The sequence below is a fragment of the Comamonas testosteroni genome (assembly GCF_030505195.1).
Taxonomy (GTDB): Bacteria; Pseudomonadota; Gammaproteobacteria; order Burkholderiales; family Burkholderiaceae_C; genus Comamonas; species Comamonas testosteroni_G.
In genome coordinates, this window is record NZ_CP129672.1 from 5436353 (window position 1) to 5458971 (window position 22619).

20 protein-coding genes are annotated in these 22619 nt (G+C 61.1%); 10 read left to right on the top strand and 10 right to left on the bottom strand.

All coding sequences use genetic code 11. The features are described 5' to 3' along the window. Positions 1 to 20: 20 nt before the first annotated feature. From QYQ99_RS25155 to QYQ99_RS25165, 3 genes are all read right to left on the bottom strand, one after another. Complete coding sequence (locus tag QYQ99_RS25155; RefSeq protein ID WP_302093268.1) at positions 21 to 1736, bottom strand: SulP family inorganic anion transporter; 1716 nt, start codon at positions 1734 to 1736, stop codon at positions 21 to 23. Between the two features lie 479 nt (positions 1737 to 2215). Further along, on the bottom strand, positions 2216 to 3592 hold the full coding sequence (locus QYQ99_RS25160) for a DUF1329 domain-containing protein (RefSeq protein ID WP_302090504.1): 1377 nt from the start codon (positions 3590 to 3592) through the stop codon (positions 2216 to 2218). A 185-nt stretch (positions 3593 to 3777) separates the two neighbouring features. Next, positions 3778 to 5190: an amino acid permease gene (locus QYQ99_RS25165; RefSeq protein WP_437439085.1), complete on the bottom strand. Its 1413-nt coding sequence runs from the start codon at positions 5188 to 5190 to the stop codon at positions 3778 to 3780. Positions 5191 to 5748: 558 nt separating this feature from the next. Between QYQ99_RS25165 and QYQ99_RS25170 the strand changes: the two genes are divergently transcribed. Continuing rightward, complete coding sequence (locus tag QYQ99_RS25170) at positions 5749 to 5997, top strand: hypothetical protein (RefSeq protein ID WP_302090506.1); 249 nt, start codon at positions 5749 to 5751, stop codon at positions 5995 to 5997. Positions 5998 to 6203: 206 nt separating this feature from the next. Here QYQ99_RS25170 and QYQ99_RS25175 read toward each other — a convergent pair whose 3' ends face one another. Continuing rightward, a complete protein-coding gene (locus tag QYQ99_RS25175; RefSeq protein ID WP_302090507.1) occupies positions 6204 to 6434 on the bottom strand; it encodes a hypothetical protein in 231 nt (76 codons plus the stop codon). Here QYQ99_RS25175 and QYQ99_RS25180 point away from each other — a divergent pair. Next, positions 6433 to 7167, top strand: coding sequence for a tyrosine-protein phosphatase (locus tag QYQ99_RS25180; protein ID WP_302090508.1), 735 nt, complete (start codon positions 6433 to 6435; stop codon positions 7165 to 7167). The two genes, QYQ99_RS25175 and QYQ99_RS25180, sit on opposite strands and share 2 nt — an antisense overlap. 150 nt (positions 7168 to 7317) lie before the next feature. On the opposite strand, the gene QYQ99_RS25185 is transcribed toward QYQ99_RS25180, so the two are convergent. The 4 genes from QYQ99_RS25185 to QYQ99_RS25200 form a co-directional block, all read right to left on the bottom strand. Next, entirely contained in the window at positions 7318 to 8112 is a 795-nt protein-coding gene (locus tag QYQ99_RS25185; protein WP_302090509.1) for an ABC transporter ATP-binding protein, read from the bottom strand. Between the two features lie 134 nt (positions 8113 to 8246). Beyond that, on the bottom strand, positions 8247 to 9128 hold the full coding sequence (locus QYQ99_RS25190; RefSeq protein WP_302090510.1) for an ABC transporter permease: 882 nt from the start codon (positions 9126 to 9128) through the stop codon (positions 8247 to 8249). 116 nt (positions 9129 to 9244) lie between these two features. Further along, a complete protein-coding gene (locus QYQ99_RS25195; RefSeq protein WP_003054768.1) occupies positions 9245 to 10213 on the bottom strand; it encodes an ABC transporter substrate-binding protein in 969 nt (322 codons plus the stop codon). Between the two features lie 541 nt (positions 10214 to 10754). Beyond that, positions 10755 to 12458, bottom strand: a complete 1704-nt coding sequence (locus tag QYQ99_RS25200; RefSeq protein WP_302090511.1) for an electron transfer flavoprotein-ubiquinone oxidoreductase — start codon at positions 12456 to 12458, stop codon at positions 10755 to 10757. A gap of 257 nt (positions 12459 to 12715) precedes the next feature. Between QYQ99_RS25200 and QYQ99_RS25205 the strand changes: the two genes are divergently transcribed. The 7 genes from QYQ99_RS25205 to QYQ99_RS25235 all read left to right on the top strand — a co-directional run bounded on the left by QYQ99_RS25205 (position 12716) and on the right by QYQ99_RS25235 (position 20142). Continuing rightward, a complete protein-coding gene (locus QYQ99_RS25205) occupies positions 12716 to 13138 on the top strand; it encodes an acyl-CoA thioesterase (protein WP_114862637.1) in 423 nt (140 codons plus the stop codon). A 309-nt stretch (positions 13139 to 13447) separates the two neighbouring features. Next, entirely contained in the window at positions 13448 to 14743 is a 1296-nt protein-coding gene (locus QYQ99_RS25210; protein WP_302090512.1) for a dicarboxylate/amino acid:cation symporter, read from the top strand. A 62-nt stretch (positions 14744 to 14805) separates the two neighbouring features. Beyond that, positions 14806 to 16668 carry a sensor histidine kinase gene (locus QYQ99_RS25215; protein ID WP_302090513.1) on the top strand — a complete coding sequence of 621 codons (1863 nt, stop codon included), beginning with the start codon at positions 14806 to 14808 and terminating at the stop codon, positions 16666 to 16668. Between the two features lie 13 nt (positions 16669 to 16681). After that, positions 16682 to 18004 carry a sigma-54-dependent transcriptional regulator gene (locus QYQ99_RS25220; protein ID WP_302090514.1) on the top strand — a complete coding sequence of 441 codons (1323 nt, stop codon included), beginning with the start codon at positions 16682 to 16684 and terminating at the stop codon, positions 18002 to 18004. 94 nt (positions 18005 to 18098) lie between these two features. Next, a complete protein-coding gene (locus QYQ99_RS25225; RefSeq protein ID WP_302090515.1) occupies positions 18099 to 19211 on the top strand; it encodes a saccharopine dehydrogenase family protein in 1113 nt (370 codons plus the stop codon). Positions 19212 to 19213: 2 nt separating this feature from the next. Beyond that, positions 19214 to 19756 carry a DUF4166 domain-containing protein gene (locus QYQ99_RS25230; protein ID WP_302090516.1) on the top strand — a complete coding sequence of 181 codons (543 nt, stop codon included), beginning with the start codon at positions 19214 to 19216 and terminating at the stop codon, positions 19754 to 19756. After that, positions 19753 to 20142: a thiol-disulfide oxidoreductase DCC family protein gene (locus tag QYQ99_RS25235; protein ID WP_302090517.1), complete on the top strand. Its 390-nt coding sequence runs from the start codon at positions 19753 to 19755 to the stop codon at positions 20140 to 20142. Before QYQ99_RS25230 ends, QYQ99_RS25235 begins: the two co-directional genes overlap by 4 nt. A gap of 64 nt (positions 20143 to 20206) precedes the next feature. Here the strand turns inward: QYQ99_RS25235 and QYQ99_RS25240 are convergent, their stop codons facing one another. Together QYQ99_RS25240 and QYQ99_RS25245 are read right to left on the bottom strand one after the other, a co-directional pair. Then, entirely contained in the window at positions 20207 to 20599 is a 393-nt protein-coding gene (locus QYQ99_RS25240; RefSeq protein ID WP_302090518.1) for a hypothetical protein, read from the bottom strand. Continuing rightward, positions 20599 to 20778, bottom strand: coding sequence for a hypothetical protein (locus QYQ99_RS25245; protein ID WP_302090519.1), 180 nt, complete (start codon positions 20776 to 20778; stop codon positions 20599 to 20601). Before QYQ99_RS25245 ends, QYQ99_RS25240 begins: the two co-directional genes overlap by 1 nt. Positions 20779 to 20853: 75 nt before the next feature. Here QYQ99_RS25245 and QYQ99_RS25250 point away from each other — a divergent pair, with 75 nt between their 5' ends. Then, positions 20854 to 22332: an RtcB family protein gene (locus tag QYQ99_RS25250; protein WP_367882825.1), complete on the top strand. Its 1479-nt coding sequence runs from the start codon at positions 20854 to 20856 to the stop codon at positions 22330 to 22332. Positions 22333 to 22619 lie beyond the last annotated feature (287 nt).

Here is a 22619-nt window from a genome sequence, read left to right on the forward strand (position 1 = left end):
CGTCAGTGTAGCAGCGCCCCCTATCTTTTTGTGGATGTAGGCTTTTCGTCAGCGTTGATCGGAGCCAGTTCTGTGGGGAAATTGCCAAGCGTTCGCAGAAAGTCGGCATCCGTGCGATAGAGCCTGATGGGGCTGCCTTGCTTGTGCAGCAGGCCGGCGCGCTCCAGCCTTTGCTCGGCCGGCAGCTTCAGCCCCACCACGTGCAGCAGACCGCCACGCAATGCGACCAGACGTTCGAGTCGGGCAAAGGTTTCGACTCCGGTGATGTCTATGCTGTTGATGGACTGCATCAGCAGCGCCAGATCTCTGGCCTGGGGCGCTTGCTGCAGGGCATCGGCGGCGTAGCGCTCAAGTGCCGTGGCCGTGGCAAAGTCCAGGTCTGCATCCATGCGCAGAGCCACGACCTCAGGTGCCAGGGGGGGCAATTGCCAAAGCTTGCGGCTGCGTAGACTGCCGTCGGGATGCTCGCCGACCTCGATGATGCGCGGGTGCAGGTGGTGATAGAGGTAGTAAGCCTGGCTGAGCATGATGCCCGCGAACACGCCCCAGTACATGCGGGGGGCGGTGACGATGGTCAGCACCAGCGTGGCGACGCTGATGCTGGCTTCGACCTTGGAGATCCTGAACAGCTTGAGGATGGCGCTGGGCTTGACCAGGTTGAGCACGGCGGTGATCACGATGGCAGCCAGCGCTGCCTGAGGCACATGGTAGAGCCAGGGAATGAACCAGAGCACCACCACCACCACCAGCAAAATGGAGAAGACGTTGGCATAGCCGGTCCTGGCACCTGCGAGCAGGTTGACGGCAGAGCGTGAGAAAGATGCGCTGGTGGCAAAGCTGCCGAACAGTCCGGCGCTGATCTTGGACAGGCCCTGGGCGATCAGATCCTGGTTCTCGTTCCAGCGCGTGCCGGCCTGCTGATGCTCTACCTGGGCGCTGGAGGCTGTCTCCAGAAAGCTGACCAGGGAGATGACCAGCACCGGCATGATCAGGGCGCCGAACTGCTCCCAGTCGAGCATGCCTGGCCATTGGAAGCTGGGCAGCCCCGCAGGCAGATGACCGATCACGGCACCGCCCGTATCGGCAAAACCCGTGAGCCAGCTGATGAGGCCGCTCAGGCCGATGATGAAAATGGCCGAGGGAAAAGCAGGACGCCATTTCTTGGCCAGCATCAGCAAGGCCATGCTGACCAGGCCGTAGGCGATGGACTGGATGCTGAACAGATAGATGGACGGCGAATGCCAGACGGTGGACCAGTCAGCGCGCATGCCCAGCAGGGTGGGCAGCTGCGAAGCCAGAATCAGCAGCGCAGCAGCCTGGGTGAAGCCTGCCAGTACCGGCGAGGTGACCAGGTTGAGCAGCCAGCCCGCGCGCACCACGCCCAGACTCCACTGCACCAGGCCCGACAAAATGGCCATCCATGCAGCGAGTACCACCCATTGGGCCGAGCCCGGCTCGGCCATGCCGGTCAAAGAGGCGCCGATCAGCAAGGCACTAAGCGCCGTCGGCCCCACGCCCAGCCGGGGTGAGGGGCTGAAGAGAATGGCCACTGCGGCCGGAATGATGGAGGCGTAGATGCCGGTGATCAGCGGCATGCCCGCCAGCGCTGCGTAAGCCACCCCCTGGGGCAGCAACATCAGGCCCACGGTCAGGCCGGCCCAGAACTCGCCGCGCAGCAGGCCGAAAGTCGGTTTGGGCCAATTGAGAAAGGGCAGCCATCGGGCCAGGGATTGCATGGAGGTCATGATTGCGGCGAACTAAATCCTCTGCAAGCGTAGTCGGGCTTTGTTGTGCAGGGATTAAAAACAGGACGAGGCTGCGACATTGGCCGAGGGGACGCCTTGTTCCAAAGTGAGTCGAGGCGCTGTCCGAACCGGGCCCGCATGGCATCGATGGCGGCAAGGGGGGCGGCGGGTGGCCGATGAGTGCGCGAGGCGGTGTCCGCCAGATCCGCGCCCTGCCATGCGACCGGGTGGGTCGTTGGCTGCTTGTGAATGATGCTCACGTTGAAATCGACTCGAAGACAGAGAAAACGGCACCAACTGCTATGCATTTTCAATGCCGGTGCCGTGTTTCATCCTAGCACGCTGCCCGCGCCTATGCTGGGGCGCGCTCCGGTTTAGGGGCGGGAGCGGCCATAAAAAAAGAGAGGCTCAGGGCCTCTCTGTACACCTTTCGGTGCGGTGCGCGCGGTGGCTGAACCACCTGTTGTTTATCAGTTGCCCAGGTTGCGAATCGCCTCGGGAGTGTACTGGCTCGGCTTGAGGTCGTCCTTGCCCAGAATGGGTGCCTTGGGGCGCTCCTGGACCAGATTCATGCTCACATAGGAGCCGGCATTCAGGTCGTAGTAGAACGATGTGCCCGCGTGCCATTTCTTGATGTCGTAGGCGTAGTAGTAATTGATTTCACCGTGCTGCCACAACTGGCCGCGTGCGTCGTAGAAGTCGCCCGAGACGGCGTGGCCGGTGTCTTCGTCGATGAACATCACACGCTTGGAGTACAGGTGACGGAAGCCGGGCTTGAGCTTGCCCTCCAGCACCCAGACGCGGCGCAGCTCATAGCGGGTGTAGGCTGGGTTGGGGTGACCTGGCTTGAGCAGATCGGCGTATTTCATCTGCTGGTTGATGCGGAAGGTGTTCGCAGGAATGAACATTTCGCGCTTGCCGTGCAGGGTCCACTCATAGCGCTCGGAGCCGCCGTTGAACAGGCGTTCTGAGTCGATGGTCGCCTTGCCGCTGGTGCCCGGGGAGGGCTGGTCATAGCCGAACTCGGGCAACTGTCGCACGCGGCGAGTGCCGGGATCGTAGTTCCAGGCCAGGCGCTTGTCCGTGCCGAAGTTCATGGGCTCGATGGACAGGATCACGCTGCCTTTTTCGCGCTCGGGCAGGATGGAGAAATTGGTCACATAGGCGTATTTGCCTTCGTTGGGCTTGCCCAGGTTCTCCTTGGAGTCATAGCGGCTGAGCTGGATATAGCTGGTGCGGCCCCAGGCGATATCGCCGCTTGCGCCCACCAGCGCCATGTCGCGTTCCACCTCTTCGGTGCTGGCGCGGCTGGGTATGAGGTTGTTCCAGAGCAGTTCCAGGCCGGTCTTGGGAATGGGGAAGGGCAGAGCGCCCATGAAGCCCTTGACGCCGTTGCCGTCGTTGACCACCTCGGCTTCCAGTGCATTGCGCTTGATGACGGCGCAGATATCGTCGTCATAACGGAAGTCGCGGTGGCCCGGATAGACGGGAATGCGCATGGTGGTGGGGAACTTGCTCAGTAGCGCCTTCTGGCCGGCACTGAGCTTGTCGCCATATTGCGCCATATTGGCGGCCGTGATTTCGAACAGCGGCTTTTCATTGGCGTAGATATCGGGCTGGAACTGTCCCACGGACCTGGTGAACTTCACGCCGGGCGGAACGCCCAGGATCTTGCCCGTGAATGGCGGGATGCTGCCGTCGGCATTGCCGGCTTTGATGGCGCCGGTGCAGGTCAGCTCCTTGCCCAGCTTGTCGGCTTCCGCAGCGGGAACCTTGGCACAGGCGGCTCCTGCGCTCAGCAAACCTATGCACAGCATCAGCGCTGTGCTCATCGACTTTTGTTGCATTGCTCTTGTTTTCCAAGTGAAAAAACGGTGCAGGCCATTGCCTGCGAGCATGTATTTTTCAGATATTTGTCATGACATGAATCGTCTGTTGAGACTAATCGACAGCATCCGAGGCAAGCCCAGGACGCAAAAAAGGCAGCGCCGTTGCCGGTGCTGCCTTGGGCCGGGTCAAAAATGACTAGGTATTAACGCGAGCCGTTCAGATCCATCTCCGAGTATTTGACGATCTTGGTGCCCTTGACCCATTTGTAGCCAAACCAGATGGCCAGGAACAGCGGCAGGCCGATATAGGTGGCAATGGCGCCGACCCAGTCGATCTGGTCCTTGATCAGGTTCTCATAGTTCTGGCCCAAGGTGATGACCAGGCACAGCACAAAGGCGAAGATGGGGCCGAAGGGGAAGGCCGCTGCCTTGTAAGGCAGCTGGTTCAAATCGTAGTTCTGCACTTCGCAGCCCTTGCGGAAACGATAGTGGCTGATGGCAATGCCCAGCCAGGCGACAAAGCCGCACATGCCGGACAGGTTCAGCAGCCAGATATAGACGACCTCAGGGCTGAAGATATTGGTCAGAAAGCACAGAGCGGCAATCACGGTGGTGGCGATCAATGCCCGCACGGGCACGCCGCGCGTGTTGACCTGGGCAAACAGCTTGGGCGCCATGCCCTGCTTGGCCAGCGCATACAGCATGCGGGTGGAGGCATACATGCCGGAGTTGCCGGCCGACAGCACCGAGGTCAGTACCACGGCATTCATCACGGCGGCGGCGCCCAGCAGGCCGGCACGCTCGAACACCAGTGTGAAGGGGCTGACGGCGATATCGCCCAGGTCGTTGCGCAGCAACTTGGGGTCGGTATAGGGAATCAGCAGACCGATGATGAGGATGGCGAAGACGTAGAACAGCAAAATGCGCCAGAACACCTTGCGCACGGCCTTGGGCACATTCTTGGCGGGATCTTCGGATTCGCCGGCGGCGATGCCGATCAGCTCCGTTCCCTGGAAGGAAAAGCCCACTACCATGGCCACGCCGATCAAGGCCGCAAAGCCGCCTGCAAACGGTGCGTCGCCCGTGCTCAGGTTGGCAATATTGCCCCAGATCCCATCGGGCGCGCCGCCTTGCAAAATGCCGAAGATCATCAGCACGCCGATGGCGATGAAGACCAGCACCGTTGTGACCTTGATGGCGGCAAACCAGAATTCGGATTCGCCAAAGCCCTTGGCAGATAGTGCATTCAGACCAAACATCAGTGCCAGAAACAGAGCACTCCAGAGCACTCCGTTGGTGCCGGGGAACCAGTAGGCCATCACCAACTGCGCTGCAACCAGGTCCACGGCGATGGTCACGGCCCAGTTGTACCAGTAGTTCCAGCCCAGGGCGAAGCCAAAGCCTTCATCCACGTACTTGGCGCCATAGGTAGCAAAAGAGCCGGAGACGGGCATGTGTGCTGCCATCTCGCCCAGACTGGTCATGAGGAAATAGACCATCAGGCCCACGATCATGTAGGCCAGCAATGCGCCGCCGGGGCCTGCTTGCGAGATGGTTGCGCCAGAGGCGACAAAAAGACCGGTGCCGATGGAGCCGCCGATGGCGATCATCGACATATGTCGGGCCTTGAGGGAACGGTGCAAGCCACCGTTGTCAGTTTTTGCTTGGCTATCGCTCATGAGAGATATTGGTTTTTTGCGGATCATGAAGCCTGGGCGGTTCTGCTGGTGAAAGCATTGGCCTCATGCTCTTTTTGTTGCGCCCTGATGTCGGGGTCTCCGGATATCAATGCGGTCAGCGTGAGTGGCGATGACATGCATCGTGCTCAGTGGCTTCCGATAGGGTGCAGATTGTGAGCGATTTGCGCAGCAGCCGTACAGCGCGAGCTGTGGAACAGGGGCGCCGTGGCTTGAATCGATATCTAAGTGTTTGATATTTCAGAATTAATGGCTGGATCAGAAATTCAGAAAAATATCCTTATATCTTCGTCAAATCGTCGGCGAGAGCGGCTTCCCGCTTGACCTGCATTCGGTGGAGCTTTGTCTATTTGATTGTTTTAATTTTTATTTCGTCAAAAATATTTGTCGAAATGTCAATGTTGGCTGTCGATATCTTCTGTCTTTCAATGAAAAAAGCCGCCAGCCAATAGTTATCAAGGACTGGCAGCTTCTTTTTTGATAGTGAACTGTGCGCGCGCCACACCAGGCCGGGCCGCGTCAGGCCGGGCCACGTCGAGCCGAGCCGAGCCGCGTCAGGCCGGGCCGCGTCAGGCCCAGTCGTTCGCCGCAGGGGATGCGCTGCAGGCCATTGCCGGGCTGGAGGCACAGATTGGCGCAGGTGCAGGACGCGTGCACGGCGTGGCGGCAGGCGCTGAAGACGCATCACTGCAATGTGACCGAGGCCATGTGACCGAGGCCATGTGACCGAGGCCTTGTGCAGCCCGGGACTGAGCCGGGCCAAGGTGTAGCGGCACATGCACCAATGGGTGATCGTCAGCCCAGGCCGTCTGGGGGATTGAACAAGCTCTTTCACCGGTGCCGGCTCTGGCTCCTAGGCTTGTACTTAGACCAATCGGACTAAGGTCCACAGCCGGTAAGTCAAGTCAGCCATCGCTGATAGCCTGCGCCTGTCAATGATCCACGAAGGGTGGATGCATGGCCTTTACCCATAAAGGAGCAGGCATGAAGGGGGTGACAGGAGTGGTTTCATTCGCGGAGATCGATCGCAGCATGGACAGGCGCAGGGTCTTGCACCTGGGGCTGCTGGGACTGCTATCCACGGGGGGCGGCGGGTTGTTGGCCGCCTGCGGCGGCGGGGACGGCATGGAGCCCAAAGCGGCCACGCCAAGGTTGTCGTCCATGCTCAACTTCCGAGACGTGGCCGGGGCGGACGACACATCGGTCTATCGCAACGCTGCCGGGCAGCCACTCAAGCGCGGCGTGTTCTACCGCTCCAATGCGGTATTGCCCAGTGCGGCCGATGCAGCGACGCTGGGCAATCTGGGCATTAGCACGGCCTACGATTTGCGCACCACGAACGAGGCGGCCAAGGACGCGGACCGTCTGCCGCCGTGGATCCGCTATGTGTATATGAACCTCTTCGGCACGGTCGACCCGGTGTTCTCGCCCTTTCATACGGCCAAGGAGACCGAGGCCGCGATGGAGGAGATGGGCCGCGTGATGGTGCGCGACGCCGGCATGCGCGCTCGCATGGGGCAGTTGCTCAGGACCATGGCCTCTACCGCCGATGCGCAACTGTTTCACTGCACCGCCGGCAAGGACCGTACGGGTTGGGTGGCGGCGCTGCTGCACACCATTGCCGGCGTACCGCGCGAAACCATCCTGAACGACTACCTGCTCACCAATACTTACACCGAGGCCTGGATGAACGCCACCTATCAGCAGATGCTGGCGCACAACGGCAAGGAGGCCGCCGATCTCTACTGGCCCCTGCTGGGCGTGCAGCGCAACTACCTGGAGGCGGAGTTCGACGAGGCCCAGCGTGGCTTCGGCTCGATGGGCCGTTACCTGAGCGAAGGGTTGGGTCTGGGCGCGGCCGAGCTCGCGCAGCTGCGCGCCAAGCTGCTGGGCTGAAGCGGTTGCTATCTTTAAAGGGGCTTTAAGCGATTGATGTATATGGATTTCAGATATTAATTTATCTGATATGTAGAGCCTTAAAGCGCTGGCAGCTATCAAAAATAAAGTCCGCCAGGGGCGGACTTTTTGTAGGGATCGGGCCGGGCTTCAGCTCAGCAGCAGTGCATCGTCGGCCAGCTTCTCGCCACGCACCTTCTCGAACATGTGCAGCAGGTCGGGCACATCCATTTTGGAGCGCTCTTCGCCGCTGACGTCCAGCACCACATTGCCCTGGTGAAGCATGACGGTACGCGTGCCCACATCCAGCGCCTGGCGCATGCTGTGCGTGACCATCATGGTGGTGAGATTGGCTTCCTGCACGATGCGTGCCGTCAGTTGCAGCACAAAGTCCGCGGTGCGCGGGTCAAGCGCGGCCGTGTGTTCGTCCAGCAGCAGAATGCGCGAGGGCTGCAGCGCCGCCATCAGCAGGCTCACGGCCTGGCGCTGTCCGCCCGAGAGCAGGCCGATACGGTCGGTCAGGCGATTTTCCAGACCCAGGCCCAGCGTGGCCAGGCGGTCGCGGTACAGCTCGCGATTGGTGGCCTTGACTGCCTTGGACAGGCCGCGGAGGTTGCCGCGCTCGTGTGCCAGCGCCATGTTCTCTTCGATGGAGAGGTCTTCACAGGTGCCGGCCATGGGGTCCTGAAACACGCGGGCCACCTGCTTGGAGCGGGACCATACCGGCATGCGCGTCATGTCGATGCCGGCAATTTCGATCCTGCCCTTGTCCACGCTCTGGTCGCCCGAGACGCAGTTCAGAAATGTGGACTTGCCTGCGCCGTTGGAGCCGATGACGGTCACGAACTGGCCGTCGGGGATGGACAGCGACAGGCCGCGCAGGGCGCGGGTTTCGATCGGCGTGCCGGGATTGAAGGTGAGTTCGAGGTTTTGTGCGTTCAGCATGATGTATTCCGATCAGTCACTGAGGGCGCAGCATTTGTGAGTGCTGCAGTTCCTTGGCGAGAGGGCCCGCAGGGGCCGCCCCGCAGCAAAGGCCATCGTCCCCCTTGGGGGACGCGGCAAAGCCGCTCAGGGGGTTACTTTCTCTTCAGCTTTTTCTTGATTTGCGGAATCACCAGTGCGATGGTCACCAGCACTGCCGTCACCAGATTCAAATCCTGTGCCTTCAGGCCGATGGCATCGATATTGAGGGCCGCTGCGATGAAGAAGCGGTAGACCACGGCGCCAAGCACCACGGCCAGCGTGGCCCAGATGATCTTGCGCGAGGGCAGGATGGTCTCGCCCACGATCACGGCCGCCAGACCGATGACGATGGTGCCGATGCCCATGGAGATGTCGGAGCCGCCCTGCGTCTGCACGAACAGCGCTCCGGCCAGACCGACCAGGCCGTTGGAAATTGCCATGCCCAGCAAAATCATGGCACCAGTGTTGACGCCCTGAGCGCGGGCCATGCGGGCATTGGAGCCCGTGGCACGGATGGCCAGACCGCGTTCGGTGGCAAAGAACCAGTCCAGAGCCAGCTTGGCCGCTATGACAAAGCCCAGCATGATCAGGGGACGCATCACGTAGTCTTCAATGTTCGCCGGCTGCAGCATGGTGAACAGTGTGGGCTCGTTGATCAGCGGCACATTGGGGCCGCCCATGATGCGCAGATTGACCGAGTACAGGCCGATCATCATCAGGATGGAGGCCAGCAGGTCCATGATCTTGAGCTTGACGTTGAGCCAGCCTGTGATGAAGCCGGCCACGGCTCCGGCCGCTGTGCCGGCCAGCGTGGCCAGCCAGGGGTTGGTGCCCGTGGAAATCAGAATGGCGCATACCGCACCGCCGAGGGGGAAGCTGCCGTCGACCGTCAGATCGGGGAAACGCAGCAAGCGAAAGGAGATGAAGACGCCCAGCGCCACCAGGCTGAAGATCAGGCCAATTTCAATGGCACCGAGGATGGAAAATAGAGACATAGAGATAGCGACAGGCGCGGCAAACGTCTAAAAAAATCGGCAGGGCCATGTTGCCACGGCACCTGCCGCTGCGCTGGCACCGCCTGAGAGCGGCAGTGCTGGCGACAGGGATTGGATTACTTGACCACGGTCGCGGCGGACTTGATCAGCGCGTCGGACAGCTTCACGCCTTGCTTTTCGGCTGCGCCGGGGTTCACGAACAGTTCCATCTTGGTCGAGACTTCGGGCTTGATGTCGCCGGGCTTCTCGCCCTTGAGAATGCGCACCACCATGCGGCCGGTCTGCTCGCCCAGATCGCGGTAGTTGATGCCGTAGGCAGCCACAGCACCGCGCTTGACGGAGTCGGTGTCAGAAGCCACCAGAGGAATCTTGGCGTCCTGGCCAACCTTGACCAGCGATTCGTAGGCCGACACCACGTTGTTGTCGGTGTTGGTGTAGATCACGTCCACCTTGCCTACCAGCGAGCGTGCGGCGCTGGAGACGTCCACCGAGCGGGGAGCCGCAGCAGTCACCAGGGTCCAGCCCATCTTGGGCAGCAGGGCCTGCAATTCCTTCACGACCACGGCGGAGTTGGCTTCACCGGGGTTGTAGACCATGCCGATGCGCTTGGCATTGGGCACGACCTGCTTGACCAGATCCATCTGCTTGTCCAGGGCCAGCAGGTCGGAAACGCCGGTCACATTGTTCTTGGAGGGCTCCCAGCTGGGAACCAGCTTCGCGGCCACGGGGTCGGTCACGGCGGAGAACACGACGGGCACGGTCTTGGTGGACGCGATCACGGCCTGAGCGGAAGGCGTGGCGATGGCAACGATGGCATCAGGCTTGTCACCCACGAACTTGCGGGCGATCTGGGCAGCGGTGCCGGTATTGCCCTGTGCACTCTGGTATTGCCACTTCAGGGACTTGCCTTCTTCGTAGCCGGCAGCCTTCAGGGCGTCCTTGACGCCGTCGCGCACCGCATCCAGGGCGGGGTGTTCAACAATGGCGGTCACGGCCACGGACTTGGTATCGGCGGCATAGGCACCCGACATGGCGGAAATTGCCAGGGCCAGTGCGCCCATGCGGGCCAAGGACAGCTGCTTCATGTGTATCTCCAGCGTTTTGTGTGTTGCAGGTGAATTAAGACGGCAGTGCGTGATGCGCGTCGCCTCGCGGCAAAGTCTACTGCACCGATCCGGCTGTCTTCGTGATTGAGATAACCTTGTTTATCCCTATACGATGATCGCGAAAAAATGGCATGAAAGCTGCGCAAAGCGCTATTTGGCAGGAGTTAGTGTGTGCGGATGCAGGGCAATGGCGCGCAATATTGCGTTGAGCGGGTCCTGGTTTTGGTTTTGTCCCGCATTTTTCCTGCGCCTGATGCGATATGGGCAAGCATATTGGTGCAACTGCCTGTTTTTTGAACATTGCTCTTTCTGTGCGGGAGAGCGATCTTCATTGGTGGATTCGCGGCGGTTGCGGTGGCCTGAGTTTTTTCTGCGATGCTGCAAATTTGTGGGCATTTGGCAGCCTGCGTTGCTAAAAACATTCAGCCCATGAAAAAAGCCTGCGCAGCAACGGCTGGCGCAGGCTTTTGTGATGCAGCATCCGGAGCAGTTGCTGCGCCCGGATGCAATCGCGGACGGATTACATACCTGAGTAGTTGGGGCCGCCGCCGCCTTCGGGTGTCACCCAGACGATGTTCTGTGTCGGGTCCTTGATGTCGCAGGTCTTGCAGTGCACACAGTTCTGTGCATTGATCTGCAGGCGCTGCTTGCCGGCATCGGCCGCGTCCTCCACGAACTCATACACGCCTGCGGGGCAGTAGCGTTGCTCGGGTCCGGCGAACTTGGTCAGGTTCACGGCGACAGGAACGCTGGCGTCCTTGAGCGTCAGGTGAGCCGGCTGGTTCTCGGCATGATTGGTGCTGCTGATGAAGACGCTGGAGAGTCGGTCGAAGGTCAGCTTGCCGTCGGGCTTGGGGTACTCGATGGGGGCGCACTCGGCGGCGGGCTTGAGATAGGCGTGGTCGGGCTTGTTGCGATGCAGCGTCCAGGGGATGTTGCCGCGCAGCACGAACTGCTCCAGCCCGTTCATCACGGTGGCCGTGGTCAGACCCTTCTTGAACCAGGCCTTGAAGTTGCGCGCCTTCCACAGCTCTTCATAGAGCCAGCTGTTCTCGAACGCATAGGTATAGGCGGTCAGCTCGTCGCTCTGGCGACCGGCGACGATGGCGGCGTATGCCGCTTCGGCCGCCAGCATGCCGGTCTTGATCGCGGCATGGCTGCCCTTGATTCGGCTGACATTGAGGAAGCCGGCTTCGCAGCCAACCAGCGCGCCGCCGGGGAAGACAAAGCGGGGCAGGCTGGAGATGCCGCCGGCCGTGATGGCACGGGCACCGTAGCTGATGCGCTTGGCGGGCTTGATGCCGTTGGCTTCGTCGCCTTCCAGGTAGTAGCGGATATTGGGATGGGTCTTCCAGCGCTGCATCTCCTCGAATGGAGACAGATAAGGGTTGGAGTAATCCAGACCGGTGATGAAGCCCAGCGTGACCAGATTGTCTTCCAGGTGGTAGAGGAAGGCACCGCCGTAGGTGTCGCTCTTCATGGGCCAGCCTGCGGTGTGCAGCACCATGCCAGGCTTGTGACGCTTGGGGTCGATCTCCCAGAGCTCCTTGATGCCCAGACCGTAAGTCTGCGGGTCGCGGTTGGCGTCCAGGGAGTACTTGGCGATGATCTGCTTGCCCAGGTGGCCGCGCGCACCTTCGGCAAAGATGGTGTATTTGCCGTGAAGCTCCATGCCCAGCTGGAAGTCGCCCGTGGGCTCGCCTTCCTTGCTGATGCCCATATTGCCGGTGGCCACGCCCTTGACGGAGCCGTCCTCGTTGTAGAGCACTTCGGCAGCGGTGAAGCCGGGGAAGATTTCCACGCCCAGGGCTTCGGCCTGCTCTGCCAGCCACTTGGTGACAAAGCCCAGGCGAACGATGTAGTTGCCTTCGTTATGGAAGCACTTGGGCAGCAGCCAGTTGGGCGTGCGCAGGGAGCTCTTCTCGCCGAGGAAGACCATGGCGTCTTCGGTCACCGGCTGGTTCAGGGGAGCACCCTTTTCCTTCCAGTCGGGGATCAGCTCGGTCAGCGCGCGAGGATCCATGATTGCGCCAGACAGAGTGTGCGCGCCGGGCTCGGAGCCTTTTTCCAGCACGACTACGGAGACATCCTGACCTTTTTCGGTCGCCAGCTGCTTGAGGCGAATGGCAGTGGCCAGGCCGCCGGGGCCACCGCCCACCACGACCACGTCATATTCCATGGCCTCTCGCGGGCCGAACTGGGCCAGGATCTCTTCGTTTGTCATCGGGAAAGTCTCGCTTGATATTGGATTGGGAAAACTGGCGTGCACGGCCTTGGCAGGTGCGTCTGCAAAAACCGCGATGCGGGCGATTCTATGCTGACAGCTCGGCACGACCGTGCAGATTTGGCGACAGCGCATCAATCGGTGTTGCGACAAAGTCCATAGGCTAGTGATCGCCCCAGTGCGCGCCATCCTTCAAAGAAACTAGAACAAGGTGATGATGCAGATGCAAACCTCGTTCAATCAGGAGACATACCGGCATGAAAATCGAGCTGCCCGAGCTGAAAAAGCAGGTCTATGAAACGCGCTTTCCCGTACGCTGGGGCGATATGGATGCCATGGGGCATGTCAACAACGCCCAGTACTTTCGCTACCTGGAAACTGCCCGTATCGACTGGATGCATGGCATGGGCCTGAATCCGGACCCCGCGGGGCAAGGGCCGGTCATCGTCAACGCCTTCTGCAATTTCTATCAGCAGCTTGCGTATCCGGACGAGGTGCTGCTCAAGATGTTTGTCAGCGATCCCGCACGCACGACCTTTGAGACCTGGGCCACCATGGAGCGTGTGACGCAGCCGGGAGTCATTTGTGCCGCTGGCGGAGGCACGGTGATCTGGGTGGATTTTCCCCGGCAGAAAGCCGCTGCGCTGCCGGACTGGATACGTTCAGCAGTCACGGCCTGAGTCCTGTTCGGAATTCCGTCAATTAATTCGGATGCTGTCCGGAAATCCGATTGTTGTTATGCAAAAAAGTATTTTGAATATAAGCAAATCAAAGACTTGGAGGTGATTTTTTGGCTGGCACGGTATGTGCTTAAAGGACGGCACGCCGCTTCACTGCGGCTGACCAAGTGAGACTGGGGCAGGATCCAGCTGACGAAACCTCGGTTCCGTCGGCGGTCCGTCTCGGTTTGTTGTCGCTGCCGGAGTCCGGTGCCTGCATGGCCTGGATTCAGGCAGTGGCTCAAACAACGCATACCAAGATTCCAAAAAATGAAATCCAACCGCCTGACCATCATGGTTCTGCTGGCCATGGTTCTGGGTGTGGTTGTGGGCTATCTCGTCCACGCCAACGCCGCGACACCGGAGACAGCCAAAGACATTGCCGGCTATTTCGGCATTCTCACCGACGTATTTCTGCGCATGATCAAGATGATCATCGCGCCGCTGGTCTTTGCCACGCTGGTGGCGGGGCTGGCCAATATGGGCGATGCCGGCTCTGTGGGCCGCGTGGGTGGTCGTGCGCTGGGCTGGTTTATTGCGGCATCGTTCTGCTCGCTGTTTCTGGGTCTGGTTTTTGCCAATGTATTGCAGCCCGGCCACGGCCTGACGGTGGAGCTGCCCACGAATGCCGAGAGCCTGGGTCTGAAGACCGGTGCGCTGAATTTCAAGGATTTCATCACCCATGTCTTCCCCAAGAACATCTTCGAGGCCATGGCCACCAATGAGGTGTTGCAGATCCTGGTGTTTGCTCTGTTCTTCGGTATCGCTCTGGGCTACCTGAACCACCAGAAAAAGCACATGCTGGTCGATCTGATGGAGGAGACCTCGCATGTCATGCTGCGCGTGACCGAGTACGTGATGCGCTTTGCGCCCGTGGGCGTGTTCGGCTCTGTCGCCGGCACCATTGCCACCCACGGACTGGGCATGCTGCTGGTGTTCGGCAAGTTCCTGCTGGGCTTCTATATTGCACTGGCCGCGCTGTGGGTGCTGCTCATCGGTGCCGGCTATCTGGTGCTGGGCAAGGATGTCTTCCGTCTGCTGTCGCTGATTCGCGGCCCGGTGCTGGTGGGCTTTTTCACGGCCAGCAGCGAATCGACGCTGCCCAAGCTGATGGAACAGCTGGAAAAATTCGGCATCAAGCCGCGTATCACAGGCTTTGTGCTGCCTCTGGGTTACTCGTTCAACCTCGATGGCTCCATGATCTACACCACTTTCCTGGCCATCTTCATCGCTCAGGCCTACGGCATCGAGATGACACTGACGGCTCAGCTGACCATGCTGCTGGTGCTGATGATTTCCAGCAAGGGCATTGCTGGCGTGCCTCGTGCCTCGCTGGTGGTGGTTGCCGCCGTGCTGCCCATGTTCGGTTTGCCGGAAGCGGGCATCTTGCTGATTCTGGGCATCGACCACTTCCTGGACATGGGCCGTACATTGACCAACGTGCTGGGCAATGCCATTGCCACGGCCGTGGTTGCCAAATGGGAAGGCAGCGAAGAGCAGGAGTCCTGCGCAGAGCTGGCTGTCGAGCCACAGATGATGCCCGAGCCCATTCGCGTTCGAGCCTAATCTTCCCGTTGCCCGGATTCCTGTCCCCTGCGGTGCCGGGCGCTGCTACCATGGTTCGCACCATGTTAGCTGTCCTGCCCCCGCGCCTGCGTGCTGTTTTGCTGATCCTGCTCTGGCTGGCTGCAAGCAGCCTGGGCGGCTGGCTGGGCTATCAGGGCTTCGTCAAGATCGGTCTCGAGACCGTGGTGGCTGCCGGCAACAACCGCCTCGATCTCTATGCTGCCAGCCTGCGGCGCGAGATCGAAAAATATGCCTTTCTGCCCGATGTCGTGGCCTTGCAGCCCGAGATCCTGTCGCTGCTGCAATCGCCGGGCGACGAAAGACTGCAGTCTCGCGCCAATCTCTATCTGGAGGAGCTGAGCCGTCGTGCCGGCACCCTCAGCGTCTACATGCTCGATCACGACGGGCATGTGCTGGCCGCCAGCAATTGGCGCCGCGCCGACAGCTTTGTGGGCGAGAATCTCGGTTTCAGGCCCTATGTCCAGCAGGCATTGCGAGAGGGGCGCGGGCGCTACTTTGGCGTGGGCACCACGCGCGGCGAGCCCGGCTATTACCTGACCACTACCTTGGGGCAGGGCGAGATGCATGGCGTGGTGGTGGTCAAGGTCGGGCTGGCGCAGCTCGAACAGTCCTGGGCCAGTGCGGAGTCTCCGGTACTGGTCAGCGATGAAAATACAGTGGTCATCCTCAGCAACATGCCTGCCTGGCGCTTTGCCACCTTGCTGCCGCTGGATGAGGCAAGACGTGCCGAGCTGGAAGCTTCGCAGAAATACAACCGTCTGAACCTGCGGCCTCTGGGCTGGCGTGGCATGAGCAGCGTCACGGGCGTCAGGCAGGTGAGCATTCCCGATGTCAAGGACGCTGCAGCAGACCAGAGCGCTGGCCGCTTTCTGGCCCAGTCCAGGCCTATGGCCGGCACGCCCTGGCAGATTACCGTGCTTTCCCCCTTGAGCGTTGCATTGCAGTTGGCGGCCAGTCGCGCCTGGGTGACGGGGGCGTTGATTGCGTTGATGCTTTTGCTGGGAGCTTTGCTGTACCAGCGACGCAGACATGTGCGTGAGCAACTGGCGGCCCAGCAAGCTCTGAAACAGGCCAACGAGGTGCTGGAAAACAAGGTGCAGCAGCGCACCGCCGATCTGCAGAGTGCCAATGTGGCGCTGCAGCAGGAGGTGATGGAGCGCATGCAGGCCGAGACCACGCTGCGCGCGGCGCAGGACGAGTTGGTGCAGGCCGGCAAACTGGCCGTCATCGGTCAGCTCTCCACGGAAGTGGCCCATGAGCTCAATCAGCCCCTGGCGGCCTTGCGGGCGCTGGCCGGTAACAGTCAGCGCTTTTTGGAGCGCGGTCACAGCGAGATGGTGCAAAGCAATTTGCAGCGCATGGCCGAGCTGACCGAGCGTATGGGGCGTATTACCGGGCAATTGCGCAACTTTGCCCGCAAGTCCGCCGGCCAGCCTGAGCCGGTTGAACTGGCCAAGGTGGTCGATGGCGCTCTGTCCCTCATGGAGCCGCGCATTGCCCAAAGCGGCGTCATGATCTTGCGCCAGCCCTCGGATCTCGAGCTGAGCGCCTGGTGCGATGCCAATCGCGTTCAGCAGGTGTTGATCAATCTGTTGAGCAATGCCCTGGACGCGGTGCAGGGTGGCAATACGCGGTGCGTGGAAATTGCCTGCAACCGTTCCGCTTCCTGGGCGCAGATCACGGTGCGCGATCACGGTCCTGGACTCAGCGATCAGGCACAAGCGCGACTGTTCGAGCCTTTTTTCACCACCAAGCCCGAGGGGCTGGGTTTGGGCCTGGGCCTGCCTCTGTCGGCCGAGATCGCCCAGGCCGCAGGCGGCAGCCTGACGGGCGGCAACCATCCGGAAGGCGGGGCCATCTTCACGCTGAGCCTGCCCTTGGTGGATACTCGGCCGCTGTCCTGATTGCCTGCAGCCCATGAACCCTTCCCTCAAAGTCCTGATCGTTGAAGACGATGCCGATGTCGCCATGGCCTGCGAGCAGACCATGCGCCTCGAAGGTCTGGACTGCGTCTGCGTGAGCAGTGCCGAGCAGGCGCAAAAGCACCTGTCCCCGGATTTTGCCGGCATCGTGGTCAGCGACATCCGCTTGCCGCAGATGAGCGGCCTTGGGCTGCTGGCAGCTGTGCGCGTGCTGGATGCCGAGCTGCCCGTGATTCTCATCACCGGGCATGGCGATATCTCCATGGCCGTGCAAGCCATGAAGGATGGCGCTGCCGATTTTCTGGAAAAGCCGTTTGCGCCCGAACGCCTTGTGGAAGCCGTGCGCCGTGCGCTGGAGCGCCGTCGCCTGGTGCTGGAGGTGCGCAGCCTGCGCCAGCAGCTGCAAAGCCGGGATGTGTTGCAGCACCAGTTGCTCGGGCGTTCGCTGCCCATGCAGCAGTTGCGCAGCACATTGCAAAGCCTTGCGGCCAGCGAGGCCGATGTGCTGATCTGGGGGGAAACGGGCACCGGCAAGGAAAGAGTCGCGCGCAGCCTGCATGAATCCAGCCGGCGCAAGAGTGGCAATTTTGTCGCCATCAACTGCGGCGGCCTGCCGGAGACGCTGTTTGACAGCGAAATGTTCGGCAGCGAGGCCGGGGCCTTTACCGGCGCGGGCAAAAAGCGCATCGGCAAGATCGAACATGCCAGCGGCGGCACCTTGTTTCTCGACGAGATCGAAAGCATGCCCCTGGCCATGCAGGCCAAGCTGCTGCGCGTGCTGCAGGAAAGAGTGCTGGAGCGTCTGGGCTCGAACACGCTCATTGCCGTCGACTGCCGTGTGATTGCTGCAACCAAGGTCGATTTGCTGGAGCTCAGCCGTCAGGGCCTGTTTCGCTCCGATCTTTACTACCGCCTCAATGTGGTGACCGTGAACCTGCCCCCGCTGCGCGAGCGCCGCGAGGATGTTGCGCTGCTGTTCGAGCATTTCGCGTTGCAGGCCGCCGCCCGCCACCAGCGGCCCGTGGCCGAGCTGACGCCGCAGCGTCTGCAGGCGCTGATTGCCCACGACTGGCCAGGCAATGTGCGCGAGCTGCGCAACACGGCCGAGCGCATCACGCTGGGGCTGGATGCCGGCCTGTCCCCATCCGGTACGACGCCCGAGGCGGCGACTTCGCTGGCGGCAACCATGGAGTCCATTGAGCGCTCCCTGATTTCCGAAGCCTTGCGCAACAACGAAGGCAGCTTGACGCGCACGGCCAAGGCGCTGCACACCCCCAAGACCACGCTGCACGACAAGATTCGCAAGTACGGACTGTGACCGGGCTGTGACCGGGCCATGAACGCGGCTGAGCAGGCTCGCCGTTGCCGGGCTTGCGCTTCGGAGCGAAATCAGTGTCCCGCTACACTGAGGCATGCGCGAATTGAAGGTCATGGTCATCGGTGCTTACGGCTTCTTCGGCAGCCGGCTGGTTGCCAGGCTTGCCAGGCAAAGCGGTTTGCACATCGTGGTGGCGGGGCGCTCGGCCTCTGCGGCGCAGGCGCAGGTTGAAAGTCTGGCCCCTGGCGCTTGCTCAAGCCTGAGCCACTCGGTGGTGGACGTGATGGCACCGGGTCTGGAGGACAGACTCAAGGCGCTGGAGGTGGATGTGCTTATTCACACTTCGGGCCCGTTTCAGGGTCAGGACTACCGCGTGGCCCGAGCCTGTGCCCACGCCGGCGTCCACTATGTGGATCTGGCCGATGGGCGTGACTTTGTCTGCGGCATCGATGTGCTCGATCCGCAGGCCAAAGATGCGGGCGTGTTGCTGCTCAGCGGTGCCAGCTCGGTTCCAGCTCTATCCTCGGCGGTCGTGGATGCGCTGGCTTCGGGCATGGCTCGCGTCAGGGATATCGACATAGGCATCAGCCCGGGCAATCGTACGGATAGAGGCCTGTCCACCGTCGCTGCCATCCTCAGCTATTGTGGCAAGCCGCTGCCTGGCTTGGGGCAGCGAGCCATGATTGGCTGGCTGCGCAGCTATGGGCACGACTATCCGGCCCCTGTTGGGAGGCGGCTGCTGTCGGCCTGCGATGTGCCGGATCTTGCGCTGCTACCGCTTCGCTATGAAGGAAGTCCCTCCATCAGATTCGGTGCCGGGCTTGAGCTGTCGTTCTTGCAGCGCGGGATGAATGCCATGGCCTGGCTGGCTCACAGAGGACTGGTGCAGGACTGGTCTGCACATGCCCGCGGACTCAAGCGCATGGCGGACTGGTTCAAGAACTGGGGCAGCGATGCAGGGGCCATGCATGTCACGGTCAGTGGCCTGGATGCAAAGGGACAAGCCTGCCAGCGCGGCTGGGTGCTTATGGCGGGTTCAGGCGACGGGCCTTATGTTCCCACGCTGGGCGCCTGTGCTCTGGTACGCAAGCTGGCTGCAGGTGTACCGCTGGAGCCAGGCGCCAGGCCTTGCATGGGGCTGCTGACGCTTCAGGACTTTGTGGCCGAAGCGCAGGGACTGGATATTCAGATCAGGGAGCTTGATTGAGGATGCAGAGCGCTTCTTTGTTTCAGCAGGCCATGGGCGGTGAATTCAGCAAGCTCGATGCCGCCCTGCAGCGCTTTCACGGTCTGCAGGGGGCGCATGAGCTTCAGGGCAGGGTGCAGACCGGCGCTCCCCGGACTTTGGCGGCCAAGCTGCTGGCGCTGGCGCTGGGCACTCCACGCGCCGCTGGCGAGGGGACGATTCATTTCGAACTGCAGGCCAGTCCCAAGGCGGAAACCTGGATCCGCAGTTTCCCCTCGCAGCTCATGCGCTCAACCATGCAGTTGCACAATGGCCACCTGATCGAGCGCCTTGGCCCGGCGCGACTGTGCTTTGCCTTGCAGGCGGTGGATGGCCGGCTTCTCATGCGGCTGCAGCGTCTGTATTTTCTGGGCTTCCCATGCCCGGGCTGGCTTGCACCGCGCATCGTGGCCGAAGAAACCGGTGCCGGGGAGCATATGCAATTTCATGTCGAAGCGGCCGTCCCCCTGATTGGCGTGGTGGCCAGTTATCGTGGCTATCTATTGCTGCCCGAGGAAAAAGCATGATTGTGGTCTTTGATGGGCAATGTCTGTTGTGCAATGGCTGGGTTCAGTTCTTGCTCAAGCACGACAAGCAGGGCATTTTTCAGTTCGCTGCCATACAGGGTGAGGTCGGCGGCAAGCTGTTGGCTGATGCAGGCTTGCGCATAGAAGGTCTTCAGACCATGCTGCTGGTGGACGGCCAGCGCTCCTGGCAGCACACGGATGCCATTTTGCGCGTGCTGTGCGCACTGGGCTGGCCGTGGCGAATGACAGCGGTGATCAGGTTGATACCTGCTGCATTGCGTGATGCGCTCTACCGCATGATCGCCAGAAACCGCTATCACTGGTTTGGCAAAAGCGAGCAGTGCATGAGGCCGGAGCCTGCTGTGGCTGAGCGCTTTCTGGACTGAATTCCGAATCCAAAGCGGTATCGCTCAGCGAGCATGGGGATCAATGCCATTGATGGATCCGCAATCAGGCATGCTCTGGCGGTATGGCCGCAATATTCAATAGGGCTTGGTACTTTTTCTGCAGCTCGCCAAAGCGTTGCAGCGTCGGCAGCACAGCCTGCATCTTCAACGCCTTGTGCAGCAGCGGCAGCAGCTGCCCGCCGAGATTGTTCAATGACTGGCTTGCCTCGTGAAAGCAGGCTTCGCCTTTTTCATCTTCGTAGTACAACTGCTCCAGTTCGAGCCAGCCCGTGTAATAGCCGTAGTCAAAGAACTCCTGAAAGTTCTCGGCAATCACCCAGCTCAATTCGTTCACGCAGGGCAGTGTCATGACGATGGGGCTGACGCTATCGGGCAGGCGCTCATCGACCAGATAGCTGTAATGAACGCTGTCGCAGCCCGTGGTCGCAAACGTCATCACATTGCGCGGCGTGCACCAACCGATGTAACTGGGTACGGGGGGATCTCCAGCCGCAGGCCGCAGTCCCCAAAAACGGTTTCGGGCGGCAGGCCGAACTGCGGGCCCATGGCCGCAGCCGCGTCATACAGAGTCTGCAGTGGTGCGGGAATCTGGAAGGACGGAATTGCATTGCGCATTGCAGCATATTAGCAACGCCGGTTAGGCGGCCCGACGCTTACTCATTAGAATACGCCGCTTATCAGTCCTTCTTGATGCTGCTGCTCGAAGGTGCGTTGCATCTCCCAGATTCGGAGATGCGCTGTTGCGTACCTATTTTTCTCAGCATCATGCCGCATTCTTCCGGGAAGCTTTCCCGACTGCAAAAAGCTCTGTCACGTCAGGGCATCCAGGTCTCCTACCGAGACAATATCTATCAAATCCATAACGAGCAGGCCGCAGCCACCATTTTGCTGCCCGACAGCCTGCCGCTGGAGCACAAAGCCGTTCGTCAACTGCTGGACTTCGCTTCGGTTGCCGACCCGCAAGGCCATGGCGCGGTCTGCAAAGCCTGTGCCACGCCGGACTTTCACCCCGGCAGCATTGCGCCCGTGGGGGCGGTGGTGGCCACGTCGCCAGACTTCGTGATTCCTGCGGCCATCGGCACAGACATCAATTGCGGCATACGCCTGCTGAGCACGGGCCTGACGCAGGCGCAGGCCGAGCTGCACAAAAGCACCATCGTTCAGCGGCTGACCCGCGTCATCTTGCAGAACGGGCGCGATGTACCCGTGCGCAGCGCAGGCTTCAAGGCGCTGTTTGATGAGGGCCCCCAGGCCTTTATTGAACAGTTGCCTGACGTGGGTCTATGGCAAGGCGTGAACCGCGACCGCCTGCAAGCCGAGCTGGCCGAGTGCGTGGGCCTGCAAGGCTTTGCGGGACAGAGTCGCTACGCGCCTGAAGCCCTGTTGCAGGCGCGCGAGCTGCTGCGCCCGCCGTCTGCCGCGGACCTGGGAAGCGGTAACCACTTTCTGGAGTTCTGCGTGGTCGAGGAAGTCTACGACCGTCATGCCGCCTATGCCGCGGGGCTCAAGAAGGGCGATGTCACGGTGATGATCCACACTGGCTCGCGTGATGTCGGCTTTTATGTCGGCCGCCGCTGGATGGAGCTGGCCAGGCAGCAATGGCCGCAAGGCATCAAGCACCCTCAGCATGGCCTGTATGGCCTGAGCGGCGCGCTGGCGCAGGATTATCTGCAAGCGATGGGCGTGGCTGCGCGCTACGCGTGGTTCAACCGCATGGCGTTGGCGGAGTTGGTGCGCAAAGAGCTGGCAGGCATTGCCGCGCCCGATGCATCGCGCCTGATTGTGGATGTGCCCCACAACGTGGTGATGACCGAGGGCGAGTTCAACGTACATCGCAAGGGCTCCACTCCCGCGCATGAGGGCCAGTGGGCGCTGATTCCGGGCTCGATGGGCGACTACTCCTTCCTCGTCAAAGGTTTGGGTCATGAAGACTGGCTGCGGTCCTGCAGCCATGGCGCGGGCCGCCAGGTGCGCAGACAGGACACGCGGCGCATGAAGCAGCCGCTGCTCGAGTCCGTCTGGCAATGCATCACCTTGCGTGAAGAGCGGCTGATCGAAGAGGCGCCCAGCGCCTACAAACCCGTAGGGCCGGTGCTGCAGGCGCAGGAAGAGGCGGGGCTGATTCGTGCGAGTGTGCGGTTGAAGCCCTGGTTGACTTTCAAGGCCTGAAGTTGAAGCCGCTGCCAGCGCTTGATGGTCAAGTGCTGGCAGCAAGGCTGTTCGACGATTCGGGCGTTCGAGGAAGATGGAGCACAATCGATACGTGGCAGGCAATCAGATCAATGCTTCAAGCCCGTCACGTCATAGACATGGCTGTCTCGATTTTCTGCAACTTCACATCTTGCGGCTGCATAGGTTGTGCTTGTATCGCATGCACAGCTCTGGTCGTACCCCGTAATGCCCGGTGCGCCGGCTTATGGTGCTGGAACAGTGCAGGTAAAAGTGCCGGTAGCGGT

Bases quoted from the DNA above. Each gene is read 5' to 3' on its own strand.
- QYQ99_RS25155 (WP_302093268.1), bottom strand. From the start codon at position 1,736: ATGCAATCCCTGGCCCGATGGCTGCCCTTTCTCAATTGGCCCAAACCG.
- QYQ99_RS25160 (WP_302090504.1), bottom strand. From the start codon at position 3,592: ATGCAACAAAAGTCGATGAGCACAGCGCTGATGCTGTGCATAGGTTTG.
- QYQ99_RS25165 (WP_437439085.1), bottom strand. From the start codon at position 5,190: ATGTCGATGATCGCCATCGGCGGCTCCATCGGCACCGGTCTTTTTGTC.
- QYQ99_RS25180 (WP_302090508.1), top strand. From the start codon at position 6,433: ATGCTCAACTTCCGAGACGTGGCCGGGGCGGACGACACATCGGTCTAT.
- QYQ99_RS25175 (WP_302090507.1), bottom strand. From the start codon at position 6,434: ATGGACGACAACCTTGGCGTGGCCGCTTTGGGCTCCATGCCGTCCCCG.
- QYQ99_RS25185 (WP_302090509.1), bottom strand. From the start codon at position 8,112: ATGCTGAACGCACAAAACCTCGAACTCACCTTCAATCCCGGCACGCCG.
- QYQ99_RS25190 (WP_302090510.1), bottom strand. From the start codon at position 9,128: ATGTCTCTATTTTCCATCCTCGGTGCCATTGAAATTGGCCTGATCTTC.
- QYQ99_RS25195 (WP_003054768.1), bottom strand. From the start codon at position 10,213: ATGAAGCAGCTGTCCTTGGCCCGCATGGGCGCACTGGCCCTGGCAATT.
- QYQ99_RS25200 (WP_302090511.1), bottom strand. From the start codon at position 12,458: ATGACAAACGAAGAGATCCTGGCCCAGTTCGGCCCGCGAGAGGCCATG.
- QYQ99_RS25205 (WP_114862637.1), top strand. From the start codon at position 12,716: ATGAAAATCGAGCTGCCCGAGCTGAAAAAGCAGGTCTATGAAACGCGC.
- QYQ99_RS25210 (WP_302090512.1), top strand. From the start codon at position 13,448: ATGAAATCCAACCGCCTGACCATCATGGTTCTGCTGGCCATGGTTCTG.
- QYQ99_RS25215 (WP_302090513.1), top strand. From the start codon at position 14,806: ATGTTAGCTGTCCTGCCCCCGCGCCTGCGTGCTGTTTTGCTGATCCTG.
- QYQ99_RS25220 (WP_302090514.1), top strand. From the start codon at position 16,682: ATGAACCCTTCCCTCAAAGTCCTGATCGTTGAAGACGATGCCGATGTC.
- QYQ99_RS25225 (WP_302090515.1), top strand. From the start codon at position 18,099: ATGCGCGAATTGAAGGTCATGGTCATCGGTGCTTACGGCTTCTTCGGC.
- QYQ99_RS25230 (WP_302090516.1), top strand. From the start codon at position 19,214: ATGCAGAGCGCTTCTTTGTTTCAGCAGGCCATGGGCGGTGAATTCAGC.
- QYQ99_RS25235 (WP_302090517.1), top strand. From the start codon at position 19,753: ATGATTGTGGTCTTTGATGGGCAATGTCTGTTGTGCAATGGCTGGGTT.
- QYQ99_RS25240 (WP_302090518.1), bottom strand. From the start codon at position 20,599: ATGACGTTTGCGACCACGGGCTGCGACAGCGTTCATTACAGCTATCTG.
- QYQ99_RS25245 (WP_302090519.1), bottom strand. From the start codon at position 20,778: ATGCGCAATGCAATTCCGTCCTTCCAGATTCCCGCACCACTGCAGACT.
- QYQ99_RS25250 (WP_367882825.1), top strand. From the start codon at position 20,854: ATGCTGCTGCTCGAAGGTGCGTTGCATCTCCCAGATTCGGAGATGCGC.